The 24,178-nt window shown below is 61.8% G+C and carries 15 protein-coding genes; 11 read left to right on the forward strand and 4 right to left on the reverse strand.

What is annotated here, in order from left to right; translation table 11 throughout:
• Positions 1 to 69 precede the first annotated feature (69 nt).
• A complete protein-coding gene (locus ACZ41G_RS01865) occupies positions 70 to 1,161 on the reverse strand; it encodes a hypothetical protein (protein WP_464145611.1) in 1,092 nt (363 codons plus the stop codon).
• A 152-nt stretch (positions 1,162 to 1,313) separates the two neighbouring features.
• Between ACZ41G_RS01865 and ACZ41G_RS01870 the strand changes: the two genes are divergently transcribed.
• Positions 1,314 to 2,354, forward strand: coding sequence for an endonuclease/exonuclease/phosphatase family protein (locus tag ACZ41G_RS01870; protein ID WP_464145613.1), 1,041 nt, complete (start codon positions 1,314 to 1,316; stop codon positions 2,352 to 2,354).
• Between the two features lie 269 nt (positions 2,355 to 2,623).
• On the opposite strand, the gene ACZ41G_RS01875 is transcribed toward ACZ41G_RS01870, so the two are convergent.
• The gene (locus ACZ41G_RS01875) at positions 2,624 to 2,929 is read right to left on the reverse strand and encodes an exodeoxyribonuclease VII small subunit (RefSeq protein ID WP_029576615.1); all 306 of its coding nucleotides are present in this window, start codon (positions 2,927 to 2,929) and stop codon (positions 2,624 to 2,626) included.
• A gap of 194 nt (positions 2,930 to 3,123) precedes the next feature.
• Positions 3,124 to 4,458, reverse strand: a complete 1,335-nt coding sequence (xseA, locus tag ACZ41G_RS01880; protein WP_033505024.1) for an exodeoxyribonuclease VII large subunit — start codon at positions 4,456 to 4,458, stop codon at positions 3,124 to 3,126.
• A gap of 463 nt (positions 4,459 to 4,921) precedes the next feature.
• Here xseA and nrdD point away from each other — a divergent pair, with 463 nt between their 5' ends.
• The 7 genes from nrdD (at position 4,922) to ACZ41G_RS01915 (ending at position 16,323) form a co-directional block, all read left to right on the forward strand.
• Positions 4,922 to 7,270 carry an anaerobic ribonucleoside-triphosphate reductase gene (gene nrdD / locus ACZ41G_RS01885; protein WP_412170976.1) on the forward strand — a complete coding sequence of 783 codons (2,349 nt, stop codon included), beginning with the start codon at positions 4,922 to 4,924 and terminating at the stop codon, positions 7,268 to 7,270.
• A gap of 211 nt (positions 7,271 to 7,481) precedes the next feature.
• Positions 7,482 to 8,195, forward strand: coding sequence for an anaerobic ribonucleoside-triphosphate reductase activating protein (gene nrdG, locus ACZ41G_RS01890; RefSeq protein WP_081966451.1), 714 nt, complete (start codon positions 7,482 to 7,484; stop codon positions 8,193 to 8,195).
• 237 nt (positions 8,196 to 8,432) lie between these two features.
• Complete coding sequence (locus tag ACZ41G_RS01895) at positions 8,433 to 8,957, forward strand: hypothetical protein (RefSeq protein WP_464145616.1); 525 nt, start codon at positions 8,433 to 8,435, stop codon at positions 8,955 to 8,957.
• 2 nt (positions 8,958 to 8,959) lie between these two features.
• Entirely contained in the window at positions 8,960 to 9,094 is a 135-nt protein-coding gene (locus ACZ41G_RS01900; RefSeq protein WP_464145618.1) for a hypothetical protein, read from the forward strand.
• A 202-nt stretch (positions 9,095 to 9,296) separates the two neighbouring features.
• Complete coding sequence (locus ACZ41G_RS01905) at positions 9,297 to 14,135, forward strand: acyl-CoA dehydratase activase-related protein (protein ID WP_464145620.1); 4,839 nt, start codon at positions 9,297 to 9,299, stop codon at positions 14,133 to 14,135.
• Positions 14,136 to 14,378: 243 nt separating this feature from the next.
• A complete protein-coding gene (locus ACZ41G_RS01910) occupies positions 14,379 to 15,650 on the forward strand; it encodes a glutamate-cysteine ligase family protein (protein ID WP_464145622.1) in 1,272 nt (423 codons plus the stop codon).
• Between the two features lie 43 nt (positions 15,651 to 15,693).
• The gene (locus ACZ41G_RS01915) at positions 15,694 to 16,323 is read left to right on the forward strand and encodes a TetR/AcrR family transcriptional regulator (protein WP_441481565.1); all 630 of its coding nucleotides are present in this window, start codon (positions 15,694 to 15,696) and stop codon (positions 16,321 to 16,323) included.
• Positions 16,324 to 16,422: 99 nt separating this feature from the next.
• Here ACZ41G_RS01915 and ACZ41G_RS01920 read toward each other — a convergent pair whose 3' ends face one another.
• Positions 16,423 to 18,744 (reverse strand): glycoside hydrolase family 3 N-terminal domain-containing protein, encoded by a 2,322-nt coding sequence (locus ACZ41G_RS01920; protein ID WP_464145624.1) that lies wholly within the window; start codon positions 18,742 to 18,744, stop codon positions 16,423 to 16,425.
• A gap of 510 nt (positions 18,745 to 19,254) precedes the next feature.
• Here ACZ41G_RS01920 and ACZ41G_RS01925 point away from each other — a divergent pair.
• The 3 genes from ACZ41G_RS01925 to ACZ41G_RS01935 all read left to right on the forward strand — a co-directional run bounded on the left by ACZ41G_RS01925 (position 19,255) and on the right by ACZ41G_RS01935 (position 23,881).
• Complete coding sequence (locus tag ACZ41G_RS01925; RefSeq protein WP_464145626.1) at positions 19,255 to 19,920, forward strand: MarR family winged helix-turn-helix transcriptional regulator; 666 nt, start codon at positions 19,255 to 19,257, stop codon at positions 19,918 to 19,920.
• A gap of 143 nt (positions 19,921 to 20,063) precedes the next feature.
• A complete protein-coding gene (locus ACZ41G_RS01930; protein WP_441481697.1) occupies positions 20,064 to 21,800 on the forward strand; it encodes an ABC transporter ATP-binding protein in 1,737 nt (578 codons plus the stop codon).
• Entirely contained in the window at positions 21,800 to 23,881 is a 2,082-nt protein-coding gene (locus tag ACZ41G_RS01935; RefSeq protein ID WP_464146176.1) for an ABC transporter ATP-binding protein, read from the forward strand. Before ACZ41G_RS01930 ends, ACZ41G_RS01935 begins: the two co-directional genes overlap by 1 nt.
• The last annotated feature ends 297 nt before the right edge of the window (positions 23,882 to 24,178 follow it).

Below are 24,178 nucleotides of genomic sequence, written 5' to 3' on the forward strand. Positions count from 1 at the left end.
TCGCCGTGCCTATGATCATGCACACGAGACAGGTCGTCGCATTGCAACACGCGCGTCTTGCCGCACGGCTCACTGCTCGTGCGCGAGTTCGTATTGCGCCAGATCAAGGATGGTGTGCCACTCGTCAGGGGCCAGCTGCGGCGGAATCAGCGCCATCTGCTGGTAGGGGTCGTCGGCGAGCACGCGCCCGGCGAAGTCCCGCAGCTGCCGCCACTGTCCGCGCCTGATGAGCTGCGCCGCATATGCGTCGGCCATCGGCTCGATGTCACTGTGCTCGCTGAGCATGCGGTCGGCCTGCTCGTCCTCCCCGCACATGCGCAACACGTCATGCCGCAGCATGAGCATCGACATGTCGAACTGCTCGCGGATGCCGCCCGCCGACACATCGACCAGATTCCCCTCGGAATCCATCATGAGATTGCCCGCCGGGTCGTCCTTGTCGTTGGAGCGGATATCGCGCTCGACCGATGCCATGGTCGCTTGCGCCCGGTCTATCGCATCGTAGACAAATACCCGCGTGTCGTCCCATTGCGCAAACGGCAGCGAGCACGAGATAAGCTGAACCATCTGCACCGGGTTGAACCGGAAATCATCCTGACAAGCCGCTGATACGATACCGGAGAGCGCTTGCCCGCCGGTGACCGGATCCGCGTGCTGGGCCACGCTGTCGAAGTAAATGCGCGTCTCATCAATCAAACGCTTGAGATAGGCGAGTCCTTCGCCTTCCCGGTCGGCGATGCTGCCGAGGAATGAGGACGTCGTAATCAGCGCGGTTGCGAGATTGCCGGCCGCATCGCACCACCTCGTGCTCATCAGCGCGTTTCCGACGACAGCCTCGACCCCGGACAGCGCCCCGGTGCTGTAGTAGAAGGTCGGCATGTCTGTGCGGTTGATGCCGTCGGCGCCGTCGGCTTGCGGAGTCGGGCTGAGCGAATCCATGGCGCGCAAATACCAACGAATCGGCGCGTCGATGGTCTGCTTCGCTTCCTCCGGGGGAGCCACGGGTATGTCTTCGCGCTCAGCGTCATCGCTTTGCGCGTCATCATGAATGGAACGATCCCACAGGAACGTCGGCCCTTGCAAGCCGGAATGGTTCAGCAGGTCATTGGCGAAGTCCCGTAATGCTTCGAAATGTTGGGGTGGTGTGGTGGGTTCGGTCATGCCGGTCCTTCTCATGTCGGTTGGTTCAAGCATAGCCGACTGGTGAGCATTGCGCGATGGTTCGTTTGTCTGCGACGGTGGGCGGGCGTTCGCGCATTACAGTGGTGAGGATACATGTGGTGAGGATATACGACAAGGAAAACGGAGATGTGATGGCTGGAACACCCAATTCGTCAGCGCCTGCGGTGAAGCCGAAACGCAAGCGCGTGCTTTCTGGCGTGCTTGCGGGATTGCTGATGATTGTCGCCGTCTTGGGGACGATTGCGCGGGCGCTGCCTGCTGATTTGCAGTCGCTGCCGTATGTTCCGGTCGTCGTCTCGCTGACCCCGTGGTTCGTGCCGCTCGCCGTGGTGGCGTTGCTGCTCGCGCTGTTCTCGAATCGTTGGTTTGTGGCGCTGATTGCGTTGGCGTGCGTCGCGGCGCAGGTGTGGTGGCAGGCGCCGTTTTTCCGCTCCCAGGCCGCGTTGTCACAGGATGCGGTGACGGCGGTCGGTCAGGCGCATGCGGTGACCGGCGACCATTATGCGAGGGTGATGACGCTCAACGTGTTCAAAGGGCAGGCCGACCCCCAGGCTGTGGTCGATTTGGTGCGTGACGAGCGTGTTGAGGTGCTCGCGTTGCAGGAGACTACGGATGCGTTCGTCAAACAGCTGGAAGCGGATGGTATCGGCGATTATTTGCCGTATTCGCAGGTCTCATCGTCTGACGGCGTGTACGGCAACGGCCTGTGGTCGGCGGTCGCACTTGACGACCCCGTGGATGACGAGGGCCATTCGAGCGCCTCGTTCATGCCGGCGGGAACGGTTGATATGGGCGGCGTGCAGGTGCGGTTCATCTCCGTGCACACCACGTCGCCGCAGCCCGGGTATTGGTCCCAGTGGAACAGAGCGCTAAACGAGTTGTCCCTGATGCGGCAGAAAACCGGTACGGCGTATGTGATGATGGGGGATTTCAACGCCACATACGACCATGCCGCTTTCCGCGGTATCCTCGGTTCGAGGTTCTCTGACGCCACACGCCAGGCAGGGCATGGTTTGGTGTTCACATGGCCGGCGAACCATACCGGCGTGCCCGCCTTCGCCGGCATCGACCACATCCTGATCGACCAGGGTATGGTCGTCGGGCAGGTGCAGTCCAAGCATGTGACCGGTTCGGACCATGCGGCGCTGCTCGCCACATTGCAGGTGGCATGACAACGCATTCACAGGTGGCGTGACGGCGCATCGCACCGGGTATGGCGATGCGTCTGCGGGGTGTCATCTGTGGGGCGTCGCGTGTGGAGTGATTGCGGTTGCGCATGGTACGGCAGCGTAGACGCGCATCGGCTCACGTTGCTTGGCGGGCCGCAGCTAGACGGGCGCGCAACCGGCGGACGGCCATTCGGCTAACGGCCGCCCCGCTTCGGCTTGCCGCCGCGCAGCTTCGGCTGGCCCCGCCTGCAAAACGCCCGCCAAGCCGGCGGTCACTCAAGGTTGGACTGGGTTCCCGCGGTGTCGGCGGAAGTCTGCTGCTGGGCCTGCGCGGCGTCAAGTTTGGCGCGGACTTGGTCGAGCAAGGTCTGGGCGCGCTTGGCAAGCGCTTCGCCGAGCTCCCACTGGCGCATGGACTGGTCGAGGTTCAGCCCGCCGGCTTCGAGCGCCTGCACCGCTTGGATCAGCTGGTCGCGCGCCTCCTCATAGGACATGGACGCGATGCGCTCGCGCTCCTCTTGGGTCAGGCTGGAAGCCGTGGTGTCGGTCTTCTGGGGATCCTGTGCTTCAACTGTCATCGATGTTCCTTCCATGGGTGTTGATGATTGATAGTGGTGATTGATGTCGATGATTGATAGGCGGATTGTCGGTTGCGTTGCGATGGGCTGGGGTCGTGGCGTTGCGCGGGCGATGCTGTGCCTGCTGGTGGCCATATGGCGGCAGGCACCAAACAAGCACCACACGGGCATCGCACGGGCGCGCCGCAACTGCGTCAGTCGCCGGTGTCGATGTGGTTTCCGCCCGTCTGCCCTTTGGCTTCGGCGAGCAGGGTGCCGTGGTGCAGGGTGATCGACAGTTGCTCTCCCACGCTCGCATCGGCTGCGTTGTCAAGCACATGCCCGTCGGCGGTCTGCACGACGGCGTACCCGCGGTTCAAGGTCGCCTGCGGGCTCATGGCGGTGAGGCTGGCGTGCAGCTTTTCGACGGTCATGCCGGCGTCGTCGATGATTCTGGTCAACCCATATCGCATGCGTTGCACGGCATCGTCAACCAGCCGCTGATGCGGTTCGAGCATGGTACTCGGGTTGGTCAGGCTCGGCCGGTTCGCATAGCCTTCGATAAGCCGCTGCTCGTTGCCGACCATGGCGTCCATTCGCAGATTCATGCGTTGCCAGGCGTTGGTGATGAGCTGCCACTGCTCACGCACGTCTGGTACGACCTTCTTTGCCGCATCCGTCGGCGTCGAGGCGCGAAGATCGGCGGCCAAATCGATGAGCGTCCAGTCGTCCTCATGCCCGATTGCCGAGACGATTGGTTTGCGGCATGCCGCCGTGGCACGTACCACGTTTTCGTCGGAGAAGCCGATGAGGTCTTCGAAACTGCCGCCGCCACGCGCGACGATGATGACGTCCACTCTCGGGTCGTCGTCGAGCTTGCGGATCGCTTGGACCACCTCCGGCGGGCACTGCGCACCCTGGACGTGGACATGCTCAATCACGAAGTCCACCGCCGGCCAACGCAGGTTCACGTTGGTGATGACATCGCCTTCGGCGCGGGCCTGGGGCGCACAAATCAGGCCGATGCAACGCGGGAATTCCGGAAGCGGAATCTTGTTTTCGGCGTCGAACAGGCCTTCGCCTTTGAGCTTCTTGCGTAGCTCGTCGATTTGCACCTTGAGGTCGCCGGCTCCCACGCGGCGGATGTCGTCGGCGATGAAACTCAGGCGTGTCGCCTTCACCCACACTTCCGGCTTGCCATGGACAACGACGCGCTCGCCCTGTTTGAACTCGCGGGCCATCGCGACGAAGTTCCTGAACCCCATGACGGACATCGAGATGTCCTGGGTGTTGTCGCGCAGTGTGATGTAGCCAGACGTACTGCGCCGCATGTTGATTTCGACAATCTGGCCTTCGACCCACGACGCCGGCCAGCGTTCGACGGCATCGTGGTATTTCTGGCTGACCACGCTGACCGGCCAAGGGTTCTCCGCGGTGGTGTCGCGGGCGAGCCGCGGCAGCTGGTCGAGTGGCTTGGGCGCGTCGGCGTTGCCGGGGGCTGCCACGGCATTGCCATAGCCGTAATTCGCTTCCTGATACCCGTACTGCATATGCCTTCCCTTCGCGCCGTGGGCGTGGCGTGCCACTTGCGTGCGTGGCGTGACTGCCCTACCCGTCCGCCGTCGGCTGACGTAGCCTGACGGATGTTCGATGGCCTCTACTGTTGCGCATCGAACGGACAATTTCATTGCGCGCGCGCCCGCGTATATCACTCTTTCATGGGTGGTGGTGGCGTGTCGGAAACGACACGCTGAGGTGCTCGTGTAATCCTCATCACATTTGCCGCTTATTGGCGGAACGATGCGGATTGCTACTATATCTTGGGCAACACTCGGTGATCGTGCACTATATCTCGTGGTACAGTCGATGTGGCAAATGCAGAACGATGAAGGCCGGGAGGCGCCCGGCCAAGGGAAAGGACGGAACCCAATGGACATGCAGGTTCTTGATGTGCCTCGGACCGCCACCCCGGACAGCGATGTGGCAGACACTGTCGCGGAAGGGAAGTCGGATATGGGCAAGGTGCTCGTCGAGAAGCGTGACGGCCGAATCGTCGAATTCGACCCGATTAACATCATCAGCGCCGTCAAGTCCGCCTTCAAGGATCTCGACAAGGAGATCGGCCCGGAGGAGGAGCAGCTGATTCGCGACCTCGCCAACCAGGTCGAAGGCGAAATCAAGGAACGCTACAACGGTCCCGCCAAGATCGAGGACATCCAGAACCTGGTCGAGCACGGCCTCATCGAAGACCATCTGTATGAGGTCGCCCGCAACTACACGACCTATCGTCTGAACAAGGACATCGAGCGCGCCAAGGCCACCGATATCAACGAAGCGGTCAGCCGTCTGGTCAACCGCGACGAATCCCTCGTGCGTGAGAACGCAAACAAGGATTCCAACGTCTATGCCACGCAGCGCGACTTGCTCGCCGGCGCCGTCTCCAAGGCATCCGCGTTCTCCATGCTGCCTGACGCCGTGTCCAACGCCCATATGAAGGGCGACATCCACTTCCATGATGCTGATTACTCGCCGTTCACTGCGATGACCAACTGCTCGCTGCCGGATTTCGGCGACATGCTCGCCCATGGGTTTGAGCTTGGCAACGCGATGATGGACTCCCCGAAGTCCATCGGCACCGCCGCCACGCAGATCACGCAGATCATCAAGGACATCGCGGGCGCACAGTACGGCGGCCAGACCGTCAACCGCGCCGACGAGATGCTTGAGCCGTATGCGAAGCTCGACTATGAAAAGCACCTGAAGATGGCCCACGCCATGTTCCCCGACGATATGCCGGTCGAGGCCGCGAAAACCGTCGTGCGCGGACTCAAGGCCCAGGAGCCGTCCGGTCTGCACTTCGAGAACCGTGCCCCGCTGCCCGACGACGTCCCGTTTGACACGGATGCCGAGCCTATCCAGCAGATCCGCGAAATCTATGCGAAGATCATGACCCGCAAGGCGATTTATGACGCCATGCAGACCATGGAATATCAGATTAATTCCAACCGTGTGTCCAACGGCCAGACCCCGTTCGTGACCGTCGGCTTCGGCCTGGGCACCTCGTGGTTCGCCCGCGAAATCCAGCGTTCCATCCTGCTCAACCGTATCCGCGGCCTGGGCAAGGACCGCCATACCGCGATTTTCCCGAAGCTCGTGTTCACCATCAAGCACGGCATCAACGCCGACCCGGGCGACCCGAACTACGACATGAAGCAGCTGGCGCTCGAATGCTCCACCAAGCGCATGTACCCGGATGTCGTCTTCTACGACAACATCGTCAAGATCACCGGCTCCTTCAAGGCCCCGATGGGCTGCCGTTCCTTCCTGCAGGGTTGGATCGACCCCAAGACCGGCAAGGATGTCGAAGACGGCCGCATGAACCTCGGCGTCGTCACCGTCAACGTGCCGCGTATCGCCCTTGAGTCCCACGGCGACAAGGACCGCTTCTGGAAGCTGTTCGACGAGCGTATGGAAGTCGCGCACCAGGCGCTGCAGTTCCGCATCATGCGCTGCAAGCAGGCCACCCCGGTCAACGCGCCGACCCTGTTCCGCTATGGCGCCTTCGGACGCCTCGGCGCCAACGACAACGTCGACCAGCTCTTCCGCAACGAGCGTGCCACTGTATCTCTGGGCTACATCGGCCTGTACGAGGCGACGGCTGTGTTCTACGGTAAGGACTGGATGCGCGACCACAGCTGGGATCCGGAAGGCAAGGAGTTCGCGCTGTCCATTGTCAAGCGCATGAACCAGCTGTGCAAGCAGTGGTGCAAGGCCGAAGGCTACCATTACTCGGTGTACTCCACGCCGGCGGAAAGTCTCACCGACCGCTTCAACCGCATGGATCGCGAGAAGTTCGGCCGCGTCGAAGGCGTAACCGACCACGACTTCTACACCAACTCCTTCCACTACCCGGTGTGGCTGTCCCCGACGCCGATGGAGAAGCTTGACTACGAGAAGGACTTCCCCTACTACGCGTCCGGTGGCTTCATCAACTACTGTGAGTTCCCGTGCCTGCAAGACAATCCCAAGGCGCTTGAGGCCGTGTGGGATTACGCCTACAAGATCGGCATCGGCTACCTGGGCACCAACACCCCGATCGACCACTGCTTCGTGTGCGGTTTCCAAGGCGACTTCGAACCGACCGAAGAGGGTTTCAAGTGCCCCGAGTGCGGCAACTCCGACCCTGACAAATGCAACGTGACCAAGCGCACGTGCGGATACCTCGGCAACCCGGTCCAGCGCCCGATGGTGCATGGCCGCCACGAGGAAATCGCCCACCGCGTCAAGCACATGAGCGGCGAAACTGGCCATGTGACGCTCAAGGACGGTTCCGAGCGCGAATGGTTCGAGGAGACCAAGTAGCCCGGAGCGCATAATCCGGAGCGCAACATCCGGAAAAACATAGCCCGGAAAACACCGGGAGCAGGCCGCCAGACGGATATCCGAAGGCGGCGAACCGGGAAACAATGATGACGGCCGTGATGCACGCTGCACACGGCCGTCATTGCCGTGCGGGCAAGCTTCGGTGGCGTGCCCGGAATACAACAAGGAGCTAAGGAGCAGGGGAGTACAGATGGCAGCAACGACATTGCATGATTTCGCGGCGGGGGAGACCGACCGCGGTCCGTTCATCCCGACCAATCGGTCGAACAACCCGAAAGCCGGACAGTGGACGAACCGGATGAGCCACAATATGATCGCCGACTACAAGCGGTTCCTTATGACCGATGGCGAAGGCATCCGCTGTTCCCTGTACGTGTCCGGATGCCCGTTCCACTGCGTGGAATGCTACAACAAGTCCATCTGGGATTTCCAAGCAGGCCATGAATACAATGACGCGCTCGAGGCGCAAATCATGGACGACCTGTCCCAGTCATACGTGCAGGGCATCACCTTCCTTGGCGGCGAGCCCTTGCTCAATACGGGCGTGTTGCTGCCGCTGGCACGCAAAATCCGCGAACGTTTCGGCCATACGAAAGACATCTGGTGCTGGACCGGCTACACGTGGGAGGAGCTCATGCGCCCCGGCGAGACCCCGGACAAACTCGATCTGCTACACGAGATCGATATTCTCGTCGACGGCCGGTATATCAAGGACCTGCACGATTCTTTGCTGCAATTCCGCGGTTCGAGCAATCAGCGGATCATCGACGTGCAGAAATCCTTTGTGGCGGGCGAGCCTGTCATCTGGAGCAAACTGCACGACCAGGAGCGCTTCATCCCGGAAATCTATGGCAAGGATCGCGCCGCCGGGGAAGGTAACGATAGCATCTCCGCCGAACAGTAAATCCCCTGGCGTGCGTCCGTCTCGCGCCTGTTTCCCACAAACTGTCTACGCTGGGAAAGCCGTTTGCGTAGCTGGTTTGTGAGGGATGGGCGATTACAGTGGCTAGGGTGATGAAACGAATCAGGTATGCGCTGTAATGCGGCGTCGCTGAGCGTGATCGTCCTTGCGATTGCTGCGCTGTTCCTCGTGGTGGAGAACACCGCGGTTACGCTGATTTGAGAGGTGTGGGCCGTCCGTGTGCCGTCGCGATGGGTGTACGCCGTGCCGGTCGCGGTCGTGGGCACCCTGCTGCTGGTCTGGGGCAAACGACGCTGGGGTGACATTCCACACACCACGCGCGATGTTCTCGGCGCCCTGAAACGCGGGGAAGCTATCAACTATCACACCGCATGGCGTGACCTGCTCATCGCGCTGATTATCCTCGCCGCCGGCGCGGGCGTCGGCCCGGAGGCCTCACTCATGGGGGCGGTCATCGCGTATTCCGTCTGGCAATGCGACAAACTGCGGTACCTGCACACGCATGCCGACAGCGTCCGCGCCACGCCGATACCTACACGGTTGCGCATGCTCTACCATCCCACGCGATGGATTGAGCCAGCCACGACGACCGCAACTGCCGCTGAGCCTGCAAGCGACTCGTCCGGCCCCGCCGATACCGCATCCTGCGATGCAGCCGCCCCTACCGCCACAACCACCTTCACCCCAGCAGCCTCCGAAACCGCACCATCCGCGCGCTGTCGGGGCGCATCAAGGTGCCGATGACCGTGCGTCTGCTAGTCGGCGGCGTGTTCGTCGCGTTCGTCGTCACCCTGCTCGCCTGGGGCGCCATGCGGGCGACTGCCGCGGTGTCGGCCGCGGTGAAACGCCGGATGCCGGCAAAGACACCGGCACGCTCCTGACCGGGCATGCGCGTGTTCCAACTCGCGGGTAGCACAAATCCGCGGGACAGATACCAGACATCTGTCCTGTTTCGCTGGGGGCGAGTTCCGCTGACGTCCGTATGCGTTAGCATTCACTAGAGGAAATTCGGCGGGGCGGGCAGGTGCACGGTTTGAGGTCGGCACCGCCCGGCACTCCGCCGACAATGGATATGAGGTGCAGATGGTGGAACAGGGAGAACATGTCATGACCGGCGAACACGGGAGGAAACCGTTGCGTGTCGGTCTCGACATCGGATCGACCACGGTCAAAGCAGTGGTGCTCGACCAAAGTGACACGCTTGACGGTGCGCTGTTCTCCGACTACCGCCGACATCACGCGAATGTGCGAGCCACCGTCGCCGGTCTGCTCGAAGACATCCGGACGAGACTCGACCAGCTCGGGCGGGGCGACGAACCGATTCGCTTGGCGATCACCGGCTCCGGCGGCCTGACACTCGCCGACAACATCCACGTGCCCTTCATCCAGGAAGTCATCGCCGAAACCCGCGCGATTGACCAGGAAATCCCGCAAGCTGATGTCATCATCGAACTCGGTGGCGAGGACGCGAAAATCACGTATTTGAAGCCCACCCCTGAGCAGCGCATGAACGGTTCGTGCGCGGGCGGCACCGGCGCATTCATCGACCAGATGGCCACCCTGTTGGATACGGATGCGGCCGGCCTCAACGAAATGGCCAAGCATTACCAGACCTTGTACCCGATTGCTTCGCGTTGCGGCGTGTTCGCGAAATCCGATTTGCAGCCGCTTATCAACGACGGCGCGGCGAAACCCGATTTGGCGGCTTCGATCTTCACCGCCGTCGCCACGCAGACAATCGCGGGCCTTGCTTCCGGCAGGCCAATCCACGGCAACGTCGTTTTCCTCGGCGGGCCGCTGTTCTTCATGTCCGAGCTGCGCGAAGCCTTCCACCGTGCGCTCGAAGGCAAGGTCGACGAGTTCATCACCCCGAGCAACGCCCATTTGTATGTCGCGTTCGGTGCCGCACTCATCGCCGGCGACGACAACGACGACGATGACGACACAAGCACCGCCACGGTCGCCGAACCACGCACTTGCGCGCAGATTCTTGATGATTTGGAGCGACTGAAGAACCTGCCGAGCAATACGAAGACCATGCCACCGCTGTTCCCCACCGAGGTGGACCGCGAGGCGTTCAACGCCCGTCACCACCGCGAACACGTGCATGTGGGCACGCTCGAAGGGGCATCCGGCCCGCACTTCCTCGGCATCGACGCGGGTTCGACCACCATCAAGGCAACCCTCGTCAACGACGACCGCGAAATCGTATGGTCCTCCTACGCCACGAACGAGGGCAGCCCGCTGACCGCCGCCGTGGACATCGTCAAACGCATCCAGGCGCAGCTGCCGCCTGAAGCGTGGATTGCGCGTTCTTGTGCGACCGGCTACGGCGAAGGTCTGATTTCCACCGGTCTGCACTTGGATGAGGGCGTCGTCGAGACGATGGCGCACTACCGTGGCGCCGAAATGGTCAGCCCCGGCGTGACTGCCGTCATCGATATCGGCGGCCAGGACATGAAATACCTCGCCATCAACGACGGGGTCATCGACTCGATTGCCGTCAACGAGGCCTGCTCGTCCGGCTGTGGATCCTTCCTGCAGACTTTCGCCCAGTCCATGGGGTTGAGCATCGAAGAATTCACGCAAAAAGCCCTGAACTCCACACATCCGGTCGATTTGGGCTCGCGTTGCACCGTGTTCATGAACTCCTCCGTCAAACAGGCGCAGAAAGAAGGCGCATCCATCGAGGACATCGCCGCGGGCCTGTGCTATTCGGTCGTACGCAACGCACTGTACAAGGTCATCAAACTGCGTGACGCCGATGCGCTCGGTGACACGGTCGTTGTCCAAGGCGGCACCTTCCTCAACGATGCCGTGCTGCGTGCTTTCGAACTGCTGACCAAACGCGAGGTCACCCGCCCGAACATCGCCGGCCTTATGGGCGCGTACGGCGCCGCGCTGACCGCCCGCATGCATTACGTCGACGCTGCGGACGACGATCCGGCCGCCGAGCACACGCGTTCCGGCATCCTGAGCGGTCAGGCGCTTGACAATCTGTCGATGACCACGTCCCGTGACGTGTGCAAGCTGTGCCAGAACCACTGCAAGCTCACCATCACGACCTTCCAGGACGGTTCGCGCTACGTGACCGGCAACCGGTGTGAACGCGGCGGCGACGCGAAGAAGAAGCGTTCCGACCGGCCGAACCTGTACGACTACAAGTACAAGCGCTGCTTCGCCTACCGCCGCCTGACCGATAAGAAGGCGACTCGCGGAGAAATCGGCATTCCGCGCGTGCTCAACATGTACGAGAACTACCCGTTCTGGTTCACCCTGCTCACCAATCTCGGCTTCAAGGTCATCATCTCCGGACGTTCCAGCCACGAACTGTTCGAAACCGGCATCGAATCCATCGCCTCCGAGAACATCTGCTACCCGGCGAAGCTGGTGCACGGCCATATCAAATGGCTGCTCAACAAGGGCGTCAAGACAATCTTCTACCCGTGCGTGAGCTACGAGGAGAACCTCGTGCCCAACACCGACAACCATTACAATTGCCCGGTCGTCGCGAACTACCCGGTCGTCATCGGCGCGAATATGCCCGAACTGCGCGAACCCGGCATCCGCTACATGCGCCCCTATTTCAACCTCGCCAACCATGAGCTCATGGCTAAGCGCATTGTCGAGGAATTCGCGTGGGCGAACGTGACGATGGACGAGGCGCAGGAGGCGGTCAAGGCTGCATACGCCGAGGATAAGCTGTTCAAGCATGACGTACAGCAGGAAGGCTTGCGCGCGCTCGCGTACATGAAGGAGCATGATTGCCGTGGCATCGTGCTCGCCGGGCGGCCTTACCACATCGATCCTGAAGTCAATCACGGCATTCCCGAGACGATTTGCTCGCTGGGTATGGTCGTGCTTTCCGAGGATTCGATCTGCGAGCTGCAGCCCGGTGAGGACTTGCATTTGAGCGACTATCTGGCCGCGGGGGAGAAGAACCCCCGTGCCAAGGATTCTGCGGGATTCCGTGAGGTGGGCGACCGCAAGGTCACACGCATGCCGTTGCGTGTACAGAACCAGTGGGCTTACCATGCCCGCTTGTATGCGGCGGCGCGCTTCGTGTCCTCCTATCCGGGGCTTGAACTCGTGCAGCTCAATTCCTTCGGCTGCGGCCTCGACGCCATCACCACCGACCAGGTCAGCGAAATCCTCGCCGACAAGGCCGACGTGTACACCGTGCTCAAAATCGACGAGGTCAGCAACCTCGGCGCGGCCAAGATTCGTCTGCGCTCGCTGAAAGCCGCCGTCGAGGAGCGTGAACGCAACGCCGAATTGCGCGACGGTCACAAGTCGTCGGAATCTCCCGAATCGCTGGAATCTCCTGAATCGCTGGAACCGCAGCCCGCGCAAACCGCATCCGACAGCGGCTTCCGCCACACCGGCGGCCCTGCTCCGACCCCGGGACGTCAGGCGATGCTCGACACCGTGATGGCCGAGAATCCGAAGCTCACCGAGGCGGTCAGGAAGGCCGCGTGCCGCAATGCCCAAACATCGCAGCAGGACGGCTCGAAGACTGGCAAGCGCGGCGGATCCGCCCGCAACGAGGCCACCATGAGCCGGTACGCGCACAAGGTCCGCTTCGAGAAATCCATGCGCGACTACACCATCGTCTGCCCGCAGATGAGCCCGGTGCACTTCTCGCTGGTCGAATCCGTCATCCGCTCCGGAGGATACAAGTTCGACGTGCTCAAACACGCCAGCAACGAAGATGTCGAAACCGGCCTCAAATACGTGAACAACGACGCCTGCTATCCGGCGATCATGGTCGTCGGACAACTGGTGGACGCCATCATCCAAGGCAAGTACGATCCCAACCATGTGGCGCTCGCCATTTCGCAGACCGGCGGCATGTGTCGAGCCACCAACTACTACGGTCTGATCCGCAAGGCGCTGATTGACGCCGGATATCCACAGATTCCGGTCATCGCGCTGAGCTTCCAGGGGCTGGAAAGCAACCCGGGCTTCAAGGCGACACCGGCGATGCTGGAACGTGCCGGCAAAGCGCTCGTGTACGGCGATTTGCTCATGAAATGCCTGTACCGCGTCCGCCCCTACGAGGCGGAACCGGGCAGCGCGAACGCCCTATATGAACAGTGGGATACGATCCTGCGCGAGACCATCGAACACCACGGGTATTCCAAAACCGCCAAGCGTGTGTACGGCAAGGGCTACTGGCTGTACCCGCAGCTCTTGAAGAAGATCGTGCGCACCTTCGACGAGCTGCCGCTCAAGGATATCCCGCGCAAGCCGCGTGTCGGTGTGGTAGGTGAGATTCTCGTCAAATACCATCCGGACGCCAACAACCATGTCGTTGACCAGATCGAGGCGCAAGGTTGCGAGGCTGTGGTGCCGGGCATTATCGAATTCATGACCCAGCACCCGTACACCGACAAGTGGAACGAGGACCATCTGGGCACCGGCGGTAGCCAGACTATGGACGCGATCATGCGGTGGGCCCTTAATCGCGGGCTTAATCCGGTGCGTCGTGCCATCGCCACCGCGCACGGCAAGTTCAGCCAGGACGAACGCATGGAGCAGCTCGTCAAGACCGCCGACGAGGTTACGTCAGTCGGCGTGCAAGCGGGCGAAGGATGGCTGCTGACCGCAGAAATCATCGAGCTGATCGAATCCGGCTGCCCGAATATCGTGTGCGCCCAGCCGTTCGCGTGCCTGCCTAACCATGTGACCGGGCGAGGCATGTTCGGCAAGATCCGCCGTCTGTACCCGCAGGCCAACATCGTGTCGATCGACTATGATCCGGGCGCGTCCGAGGCGAACCAGCTCAACCGGCTCAAGCTCATGATTGCCGCCGCCAAGAAGAACCACAACGCTCATCTTGACGAGCCGATGCACGGTGCTGCCGGCAACCGGCCGGGGCAGGAAAGCGATTCGCAAGCTCCGCTGTCCACCGCGGACTGAAGCGAGCGAACGAACTGAGCCGGATGAAGCATACAACCCGCCCGAACCGGCTCAGCGTTCGAACCGTATAACAACCCGCCCGAACCGGTATCATCCGAACGGTCTGTACGCGCCCTGAGCAAGCAGAACAGCACGCTGAACGTGGCGGACAATCCGGAACGTTGCAAGTCGCTATCAGTTTTTCGTAGAGCGTACGGCGCGGCATTGCGCGCGTGACGACGGTATTTCGCCTACGATGGCAGCATGAGCACACCACGCATCAGCTACGCGCACATGAATGCCACCGTCAACCCCAAGCACGTTGACAGCCTGGTCCGCTTCTTCGAAAGCGGCGCCAAGCCGGAACGCGATGACGGCTACGGGGTGGAGATCGAGCATCTGCCCGTACGCAATGGCAGCGACCAGGCGGTCAACTACTACGAGCCGAACGGGGTTGAGGAGCTGCTCAACCGTATGCGCCCGTATTATGACGCCGATAAGGAATACTGGGAGAACGGGCATTTGGTTGGGCTTGCCCGAAAAGGGATTTCGATTTCCCTGGAACCGGGCGCCCAAGTCGAATGCTCGATCGGTGTGCTGCACGATCCACAAGAGTTGAGCGAGATTTACGGCCGCTTCCGTGACGAGGTCGATCCGATTCTTGACGCGCTGGACTTCCGCCTGATCAACTACGGTTACCAGCCGAACACCAGCTACGCCGACATTCCGGTCAACCCGAAGAGCCGGTACGAGGCGATGACCGATTATCTGGGACGCGTCGGCCAGTACGGCTTGTGCATGATGCGCGGTTCCGCTTCCACGCAGGTGAGCATCGACTATCAGAACGAGCAGGACGCCATCCGCAAGCTGCGCGTGGGGACGGCAATCGGCCCGATTCTCGCGTGGTTCTTCCGCAACACCCCGTATTTCGAAGGCACCGAGAACCCGTTCCCGCTGCTGCGCCAGCGCATGTGGGATTTCCTTGACTGCCAGCGCACCAACCTGATCCCCGGGTTGTACGATGACCGGTTCGGCTGGGAGGATTACGCGGTGGACGTGTTGAGCACTCCGATGATGTTCGCCGATCTGACGCACACGCCCGAGGCTGAAGGGCTGCCTGACGCTCAGAAGCATCGCGCCGCGTTCCGCGACAACGCCGGAGAAATCTATCCTGATCGCGAACTGAATGCGTATGAGGTCAATCATGTGCTGTCCACGCATTTCAACGATGTGCGGCTGAAGAACTTCATCGAACTGCGCCACTGGGATTCACTGCCGGTCGAACGTGCCCAACGGTTGACGGAGATCATCGGTTCCCTGTTCTATGACGATGAGAACCTCGGCCGGCTGACATCGTATTTCGATGGGCTGAGCGATCTTGACGTGTTGGAAGCGAAGGCGAACGTGCAGGCGCATGGCAGTGAGGCGACGCCGTATGGGCAGCCGCTTGACTTCTGGCAGGAGTTCCTCGGGCTGGAGGGGCTGCTTGCCGATGTGCCGGGCGATCCCGTCCACCCAGACGTGTTCCAGGCCTGAGAGCGCGCTCGGGTTTTCCGTTCGCACCGATACACTCGGGTGTATGGATACTCAGCGCAGCAAGCGGATCCGCAAACCACCGCAGGAGCGTCGACGCGAGGTGCTGAACGCCGCGGTCGAACTCATCGGCGAACGCGGATTCAACGGCATGTCCGTGCAGGATGTCGCTGACCGGGTCGGCATTTCCAAGCAGGGCGTGCTGCGGTATGTCGGCAGCAAAGACAATATGCTGGCGATGGTGTATCACGAATATTACAATGCGATTGGCAGCCCGGAGGAGTTCCGCGCCTCCGGGCTGCCGGGCAGCGGGCCGGGTGCGATGCGGTTCCCCGCCTATCTGCGATTCCTGGTGCAGTGCAATGCGCAGCGGCGCATGCTGGTGCAGTTGTTTTCCATGCTTCAGGTCGAATCGTTCAATCCGCGGCATCCGCTGCATGAGGAGTTCGCCCGTCGGCCGGATGCGATATGGCGGTATTACAGCGGATTCGCATGGGAGATTCCGCAGTGGGTGGGACAGTGGCAGGATATGCGCCCGCTGGTCCGTCGTGCGATGGAGATCATGGATGGCGTGCAGTTGCGTTGGTTGCGCGAGCCGGCGATTGATTTGTGTGAGGAATGGGCGGCGATGGAGGATTTGCTGTTTCCGCTGCCGCTGTGGGAGGGGTACCGCTGAACCGTCGTGGGTTCGGCGGCACCGTACTCCGTATATGGTTGGTACGCAAAACGCGCGATTGTTATCGCTATATGGCGTTGCCGCCTAGGCGGATGCCACCTATGCGACGGTGAACGTGGCGCGTTTGAGGTCTGTGCGACGGCTGGAATGGCCGATCAGCACCTCGAACTCGCCGGGTTCCACAAATCTGTGGGCTTCTTGATCGACGATGGTGCAGTCGGCCACCGGAATGTCGAAGGCCACAATCGTGGTTTCGCCCGGTTTGAGGTGCACGCGTCGGAACGCCTTGAGCTCGCGGTCGGTCCAGCTGTATGAGGTGACGATGTCGCCGATATACAGCTGAACGACTTCGGTGCCTGCCCGGTCGCCGGTATTGGTCAGTGTGATTTCGGCGTGTACGGTGTCATCCACGGTGTATGTCCCGCATGCCGGGGTGTTGGTGATGGCCACTTCGCCGTAGTCGAAGGTGGTGTAGCTCAGCCCTTCGCCGAACGCGAATGCCGGGTCCTGCGTGAGATCGGCGTAGCGGTTGCCGTGTTGGCCGCGAATCTGGTTGTAATACACCGGCAGCTGCCCGACATGGCGCGGGAAGGTGATGGGAAGCCTGCCGCTGGGATCGGTGATGCCGAGGATGATTTCGGCGATCGCCTGCCCGCCTTTCATTCCCGGGTTCGGCGCCCACAGGAACGCGCTGACGCCGGCTGCTGTGGATTCGTCCACGATCACGCCGTTGCCGCCGATCACGCATGCGGGCATGACTTGGGGTTTGGAACTCATCAGCACGACGACCAGCGGTGTGCTGGTCTCGCGCGCCACATCGCTGAGCGCTTCGAGCATGGCGTTCTGGCCGCCGAGCAGTTCCAAGGTTGCGGTCGAGCAGGTTTCTCCGACCAGTTGCACGACGTCGCCGACGACAGCGACGATGAGGTCGCTCTGGCGGGCGTTATCCACGGCTTCGTCGAGCAGCCGTTGGTCGACGGGGGCGCTGACGGCGAGTTTCGGGCGCGGCTGGCCGTCCGGGAAGTATGCGCCTTCCGGGTCATCGACCAGGTCGATGATGTTCGCGCCGCGGCAGTAGGTGACTTTGCAGCCTTGTGGGGCGAGTTGTTTGAATCCGTCGAGGATTGTGGTGATCATGCCGCGCGGCTGGCCGTCGGGCATCCAGGTGACTTGGCCGGAGTTGCCCGCCCAGTCGCCCAGCTGGTTCTGGGCGTCGTCGGCAAGCGGACCGATGACGGCGATGCGTTTGCCGGCGGCGGCGAACGGCAGCGCCCCGTTGTTATTCAGCAGGACTGTGGATTCACGGGCGATGCGCAGGTTGAGATGCTGATGGGCGTCGCAGCCGACGACTTCTTTGATGCGCCGTTCATCGGGCAATCGGGGGTCTTCGAACAGGCCGAGCCGGAATTTGAGCGCGAGGATGCGGCTCACTGCGGCGTCGATCAGCGCTTCATCCAGCAAGCCGGTGTGCACGGCTTCGATGGCGCCGTCGTAGAACTGCGGTGTGGTCATGATCAGGTCGTTGCCGGCTTTGACTGCGTCTGCGGCGGCATGCGCATAATTGGCTTTGACTTTCTGCTCCCACACCGCGCGGCCGACGTTGTCCCAGTCGGTGATCAGCGTGCCTTGGTAGTTCCAGTCACCGCGCAGCTTATCGGAGAGCAGCCAGTGGTTGAACGTAACCGGTATGCCGTCGATGGACTCGTAGCCGAGCATGAAGGTGCCGCAGCCTTCTTTGGCGACCCGTTCGAAGGGCGGAAGGAACCATGATTCGAGTTTGCGGTGGGACAGGTCGGCTTCGGAAGCGTCACGGCCTCCTTGGGTCTCGCTGTAGCCGGCGAAATGCTTGGCGCATGCGAGGATGGCGTCGTGGGCGAGCGGCTCGCCGGCTTTGGCGCCGCCTTGGTAGCCCTTGATGATGGCGGAGGCCATGTCGCCGATCAGGGTCGGGTCTTCGCCGAAGGTTTCATCCACGCGGCCCCATCGGGTGTCTCGGGCGATGCACAGTACGGGGGAGAAGGTCCAGTGCACGCCGGTGGCGGAGACTTCTTTGGCGGTCGCGCGGCCGACTGCCTGCACTGCGGCGGGGTCCCAGCTGGCCGCCATGCCCAGTTGCGAGGGGAAGATGGTGGCTCCCGGCCAGAAGGAGTATCCGTGGATGCAGTCGTCGCCGATAAGCAACGGAATGCCGAGGCGTGTTTTGGTGTTCACGGTTTCGACGGCGCGCGGCAGGTCGGCTGGGCTGGTGTGCAGAATCGAGCCGACGTGTTTGGTGACGATGAGATCATCGAGGTTGCCGTTGCGGGCATCGAGTTGCATCATCTGCCCGACTTTCTCTTCGAGGGTCATGCGTCCGAGCAGGTCGGCGATGCGTTGCGATGCAGGCAGTTCTGGGTTTCGGTAGGGAAGATCGTCGGTCATGACGGTTCGCTTTCTTCATCGAGGCGGATTTAGTTACCAACTGGTAGTTTAGTGGTTCGGTCATGATGTGACAAGCGGTGCGGGCGTGTCCGCGGGTCTTCGGGCTGCCGGGAATCGCGGGGATCCGAAGGCTGCGCCGTGCTTCCTTGGGATTGCTGCAAACAGACCGGTTCGGCCGGCGTGGCAACGGCGGATGCTGGCTGTTGTCGGGTGCCGTCGTCGGCCGGTGATGAGCCTCCGCGGCGAGTTGGTTGCCGTAATGCGCCGCAGGGCAGGGGCGGTGACCGTAACCGTGCGGACGGTATCCCGGAGAGCCGTATGTGGACCGTTCGGTCATGGGAAAGCTGCGTGGTCGATGGCAAACCGGTTCGACACGCCGAATGTTGCATATGCAACTGTTGTATGGAGCACCTATTACCATCAACATTCGGAACGTCCACGCCAACACGCCACGGCAACCGCACGTATCCTGCATCACATCCATCATTCGGGCAGTCACAGGGGAAGAACATGACATATGACATCAATCAGTCTGGCATCACGCCTGCTGTCTGCCGCGATGACAGCAGGTCCGGGCCCGGCTGCGCCCCGGCGTCCGATCAGATCCCCCTGGGAGTGGAAATCCAACGGCTCGCCAGGGCGGTCCGCCGGTATCTCGGATTGACGATGCCTGCCAGCGCGCGCGAAGCGACAGACGGCAACGCCAGCATCATCATGTTCCTCGACCGCCATCGCGGTGATGAGATATTCCAGCACGATATCGAAACCCGCTTTTGCATCACCCGGTCCACCGCCTCACGCGTGCTGACCCGCATGGAGCACAAGGGGCTGATCATCCGCAAACCGGTCGCCCGTGACGCCAGGCTCAAACGGATCGAACTCACCGCCAAAGCCGACCGAATCGTCGCCGATCTCATCGTCAACGGACACTGCGCCGAAACCTCCCTCACCGTGGGTTTTACGCCCGACGAACTCGCCCAATTACGCAACTATCTCGCCCGGCTGCATCAGAATATGGACACCGCGCTCGACATCGCCGCCCAATCCCAAGCCACCCGGGCGCCGGCGCAGTCCACGGACCAGCCGGAACCGTCACAGACCGTTGGCTGCCTCGCCGCAAGCATCATCCACTATGACCGGAACACCATCAAGGAAGGAAAGGAACGCAACCAGTGACCACGAGCACACCCGCGACTACGCGCGCCGCCGCCGATGCACCGGCGAAACCCACGCACGTCATCCGTACCCTGCTTCACAGCCTGCGCGAATACAAGAAGGAAAGTCTGCTTACACCGCTCGCCGTCGCCGTTGAGGCGATTATGGAAATCGTCATCCCGACGGTCATGGCGAACCTCATCGACCAGGGCATCTCCGGCGGCTCCATGCCTGCCGTGTGGAAATTCGGCCTGATCCTGTTCCTGTGCGCGCTCGTCTCGTTTGCCGCCGGCACGCTCGCCGGCCGGTTCGCCGCCGTCGCCTCCGCGGGCTTCGCGAAGAACCTCCGCCACGACGTGTTCGCCAAGGTGCAGGGCTTCAGCTTCACGAATATCGACCGTTTCTCCACCGGCTCGATCATCACCCGCAGCACCACCGATGTGACCAACCTGCAGAACTCCTACCAGATGATCGTCCGCATCGGCGTGCGCGCCCCTGTCATGATGATCGCCGCATGGATTTGCTCGTTCCGCATCAGCAAGCCGATTTCGCTGGTATATCTTGCGATCATCCCGATTCTCGGCATCGCGCTGTTCGCGATCGTCCTTCTGGTGCACCCGATTTTCGAGCGCGTCTTCCATACCTACGACAAGCTCAACAACGACGTGGATGAGAACCTCCAAGGCGTCCGCGTGGTCAAGTCGTACAACCGCGAAGACCATGAGATCGAGAAGTTCGGCCGCATCTCCCGCGCCATCTACCGTGATTTCGTCAAGGCGGAACGCATACTGAGCTTCAACGCCCCGCTTATGGACGCGTGCATCTACATCGCCCTGCTCGCGGTGTCCTGGATGGGTGCGCAGCAGATCGTGGCCTCCGGGAACAATGCGGCGCACGGCCTGACCACCGGCGACCTGACCGCACTGGTGACCTACGCGCTGCAGATCCTCATGGCGCTCATGATGATTTCGATGGTGTTCGTCATGTTCATCATCTCGCAGGCGTCCGCCGAGCGTATCTGCCAGGTGTTGCAGGAGCGCAGCACCGTCACCGACCCCGACCACCCGATTGAGCAGGTGCCGGACGGTTCCATCGAATTCGACCATGTGACCTTCCGCTATTCGCGCAACTCGGAGAAGCCGGTGCTTGACGACATCAATCTTGACATCCCCTCAGGTTCGGTGGTCGGCATCATCGGTGGCACGGGCTCGTCCAAATCCAGCCTCGTGCAGCTGATTCCGCGTCTATACGATGTGACTGAAGGCTCGCTGAAGGTCGGCGGGCATGACGTGCGTGAATACGATCTGCAAGTCTTGCGCGACCAGGTCGCCATGGTATTGCAGAAGAACGTGCTGTTCAGCGGCACCATCGCCGATAACCTGCGTTGGGGCAACCCGGAGGCCACCGACGAGCAGATCCGCCATGCTGCGCAGATCGCTCAGGCGGACGGCTTCGTCCAGGAATTCCCCGACAAGTACGACACCATGATCGAACAGGGCGGTACGAACGTGTCCGGTGGTCAGCGTCAGCGCCTGTGCATCGCCCGCGCGCTGCTGAAGAACCCGAAGATCCTGATTCTGGACGATTCCACCAGCGCGGTGGACACCAAGACCGACCAGTTGATTCGCGAAGGCCTGCGCTCCGAGGCGCCGGACGTCACGAAGATCATCATCGCCCAGCGGTTGAGTTCCGTGCAGGACGCTGACATGATTCTGGTCATGGCGGACGGCCGCATCATGGACAAGGGCACGCATGAGCAGCTGTTGAAGACCAGCGATGAATACCGCGCGATCTACGAGCTGCAGACCAAGAACCACGGCGAAGCGGATGCCGCGGATGGCGTCGCAGCCACCGCTAGCGCCCAGTCCACCACAAGCACCACCCAGGAAGGAGAGGCATGATGAGCACGCAGAACACCACGAAACCCATGGATGCCGCCAAGCCCGACGACGTGTCGGCGAAACCTGGCGCCCGGACCTCTGTGTCTGGAGCCGGCCGCAAGCCGCGCCCGAAAGTCCCGCGCGGCACCGTGAAGCGCCTGTGGGGCTACATCTCCCAATACCCGGTGCGTCTGGTCATCGTCGTCCTGTCGATCATCGTGTCCGCCGCCGCGCAGGCGCTGTCCATCGCGTTCCTGCAGCGGCTCGTCGACACGTACATCATCCCGCTGGTCACCGCCACCCACCCCGACTGGGGCCCGCTGATCCGCGCGCTCACGCTGCTGGCCATCATGTACGCGGTCGGCACGTTCTGCGCGTGGCTGTGGGGCTGGCTGATTATCGATATCGAGCAGGGCACGCTCAAGAAGATCCGTGACGACATGTTCGCCCACCAGCAGCGTCTGCCGATCCGCTACTTCGACACCCACGAGCACGGCGACGTGATGAGCCGGTACACCAACGACACCGACACCTTGCGGCAGGCGATTTCGCAGTCCTTCCCGCAGATGTTCTCCTCGCTGCTGTCCGCGCTCGCATCCCTGATTGCGATGATGTGGCTGTCCGTGCCGTTCGCGCTGTTCACCCTTGCGTTCGCGATTATTCTGTTCGTGTTCGTCAACAAGCTCGTCGCCCGCTCCGGCAGCCAGTTCGTGCGTCAGCAGCGCGTGCTCGGCGATGTCAACGGTTTCGTCGAGGAAGCGGTCAACGGTCAGAAAGTCATCAAGGTGTTCAACCACGAGGACGCCACGCAACGCGAATTCGACCGCCGCAACGCCGAACTGTTCGATGCGGCCGCCAAGGCGAACACCTACGGCAACATCACCATGCCGATTGTGAACAACTCCGGCTACCTGCTGTACGTCATCACCGCGATTCTCGGCGCGTGGGCGGGCCTGTCCGGCATGCACAACTTCGGCTTCGGCGGCGCCGGGACCATGACTCTCGGCACGGTCATCGCCATGCTCACCCTGTCGCGCGGATTCATCAACCCACTCGGCCAGGTCTCCATGCAGTTCACCATGGTCATGATGGCGCTCGCTGGCGCCTCGCGCATCTTCGCTTTGATGGATGAGCCGGTGGAAGCCGATGGCGGTACGGTCACGCTTGTCAACGTCGAACTCGGCGAAGACGGGCGCACGATGACGGAAACCGACCGGGAGACGCAGCATTGGGCGTGGAAACGCGCGGCGGATGACGACGGCACGCGTTCGCTCGCCGCCGCAGCGAAACTGCGCGGCCAGGCCCGTGAAGTCGCCGCCAAGGCCAAGGAGAGCGCAATCACTTCACCGGACGGCCGGTACACGCTGCTGCGCGGCGATGTGCGCTTCACCGATGTGACCTTCGGTTACGATCCGTCCAAGCCTGTGCTGCATGACATCACGTGGTTCGCCAAGCCGGGTCAGAAGGTCGCGCTGGTTGGTGCGACGGGTGCGGGCAAGACCACGGTCACGAACCTCATCAACCGCTTCTACGATATCCAGGAAGGCCAGATCCTGTATGACGGCATCGACGTACGCAACATCCGCAAGCCGGATTTGCGCCGTTCGCTCGGCATCGTGCTGCAGGATGTGAACCTATTCACCGGCACGGTGATGGACAACATTCGCTACGGACGTCTGGACGCGACGGACGAGGAATGCATCGAGGCGGCGAAACGCACGAATGCGGACGGATTCATCCGCATGCTGCCGGAGGGCTATCACACCGTGCTGTCCGGTGATGGTTCCGGTCTGTCGCAGGGGCAGCGCCAGTTGATTTCGATTGCGCGCGCTGCTGTGGCCGATCCGCCGGCGATGATTCTGGATGAGGCGACCAGCTCAATCGATACCCGCACCGAAGAGGTTGTGCAGGCGGGTATGGACGCGTTGATGAAGGGCCGTACGGTCTTCGTGATCGCGCACCGGTTGTCCACTGTCCGCAATGCGGACGTGATTATGGTACTTGACCACGGCCGGATCATCGAACGTGGCAACCACGATGAGCTCATCGCCCAGCGCGGCGAGTACTACCAGCTGTACACCGGAGCGCTCGAACTCGAGTAGCGTGCGACCCGGGCGGTGCATGCCGCCCCGTGCTCTCCAACCCTCTGCCGACGCTGACACCCCTGCCAGTGTCGGCAGAGGGTTTTGTTGTGCAAACTGGTTGCGCTGGGCGGCTTGTGGGCGTAGCTGGTTTGTGATGGGGCGGGCGCGATGGGGAATGGGGACGGGGTATGAGGGTGGGGGATGAGGTTGTTTCAGGAGTTTTTCAGGTGTGAACTCACTCACACTTTCTGAAAGGGGGATGAAGAAAAGGGGATGGTTTTGATAGTATTAAACCGGTTCGATACCGGGTTTTCA

It is taken from the genome of Bifidobacterium porcinum (genome assembly GCF_055378475.1).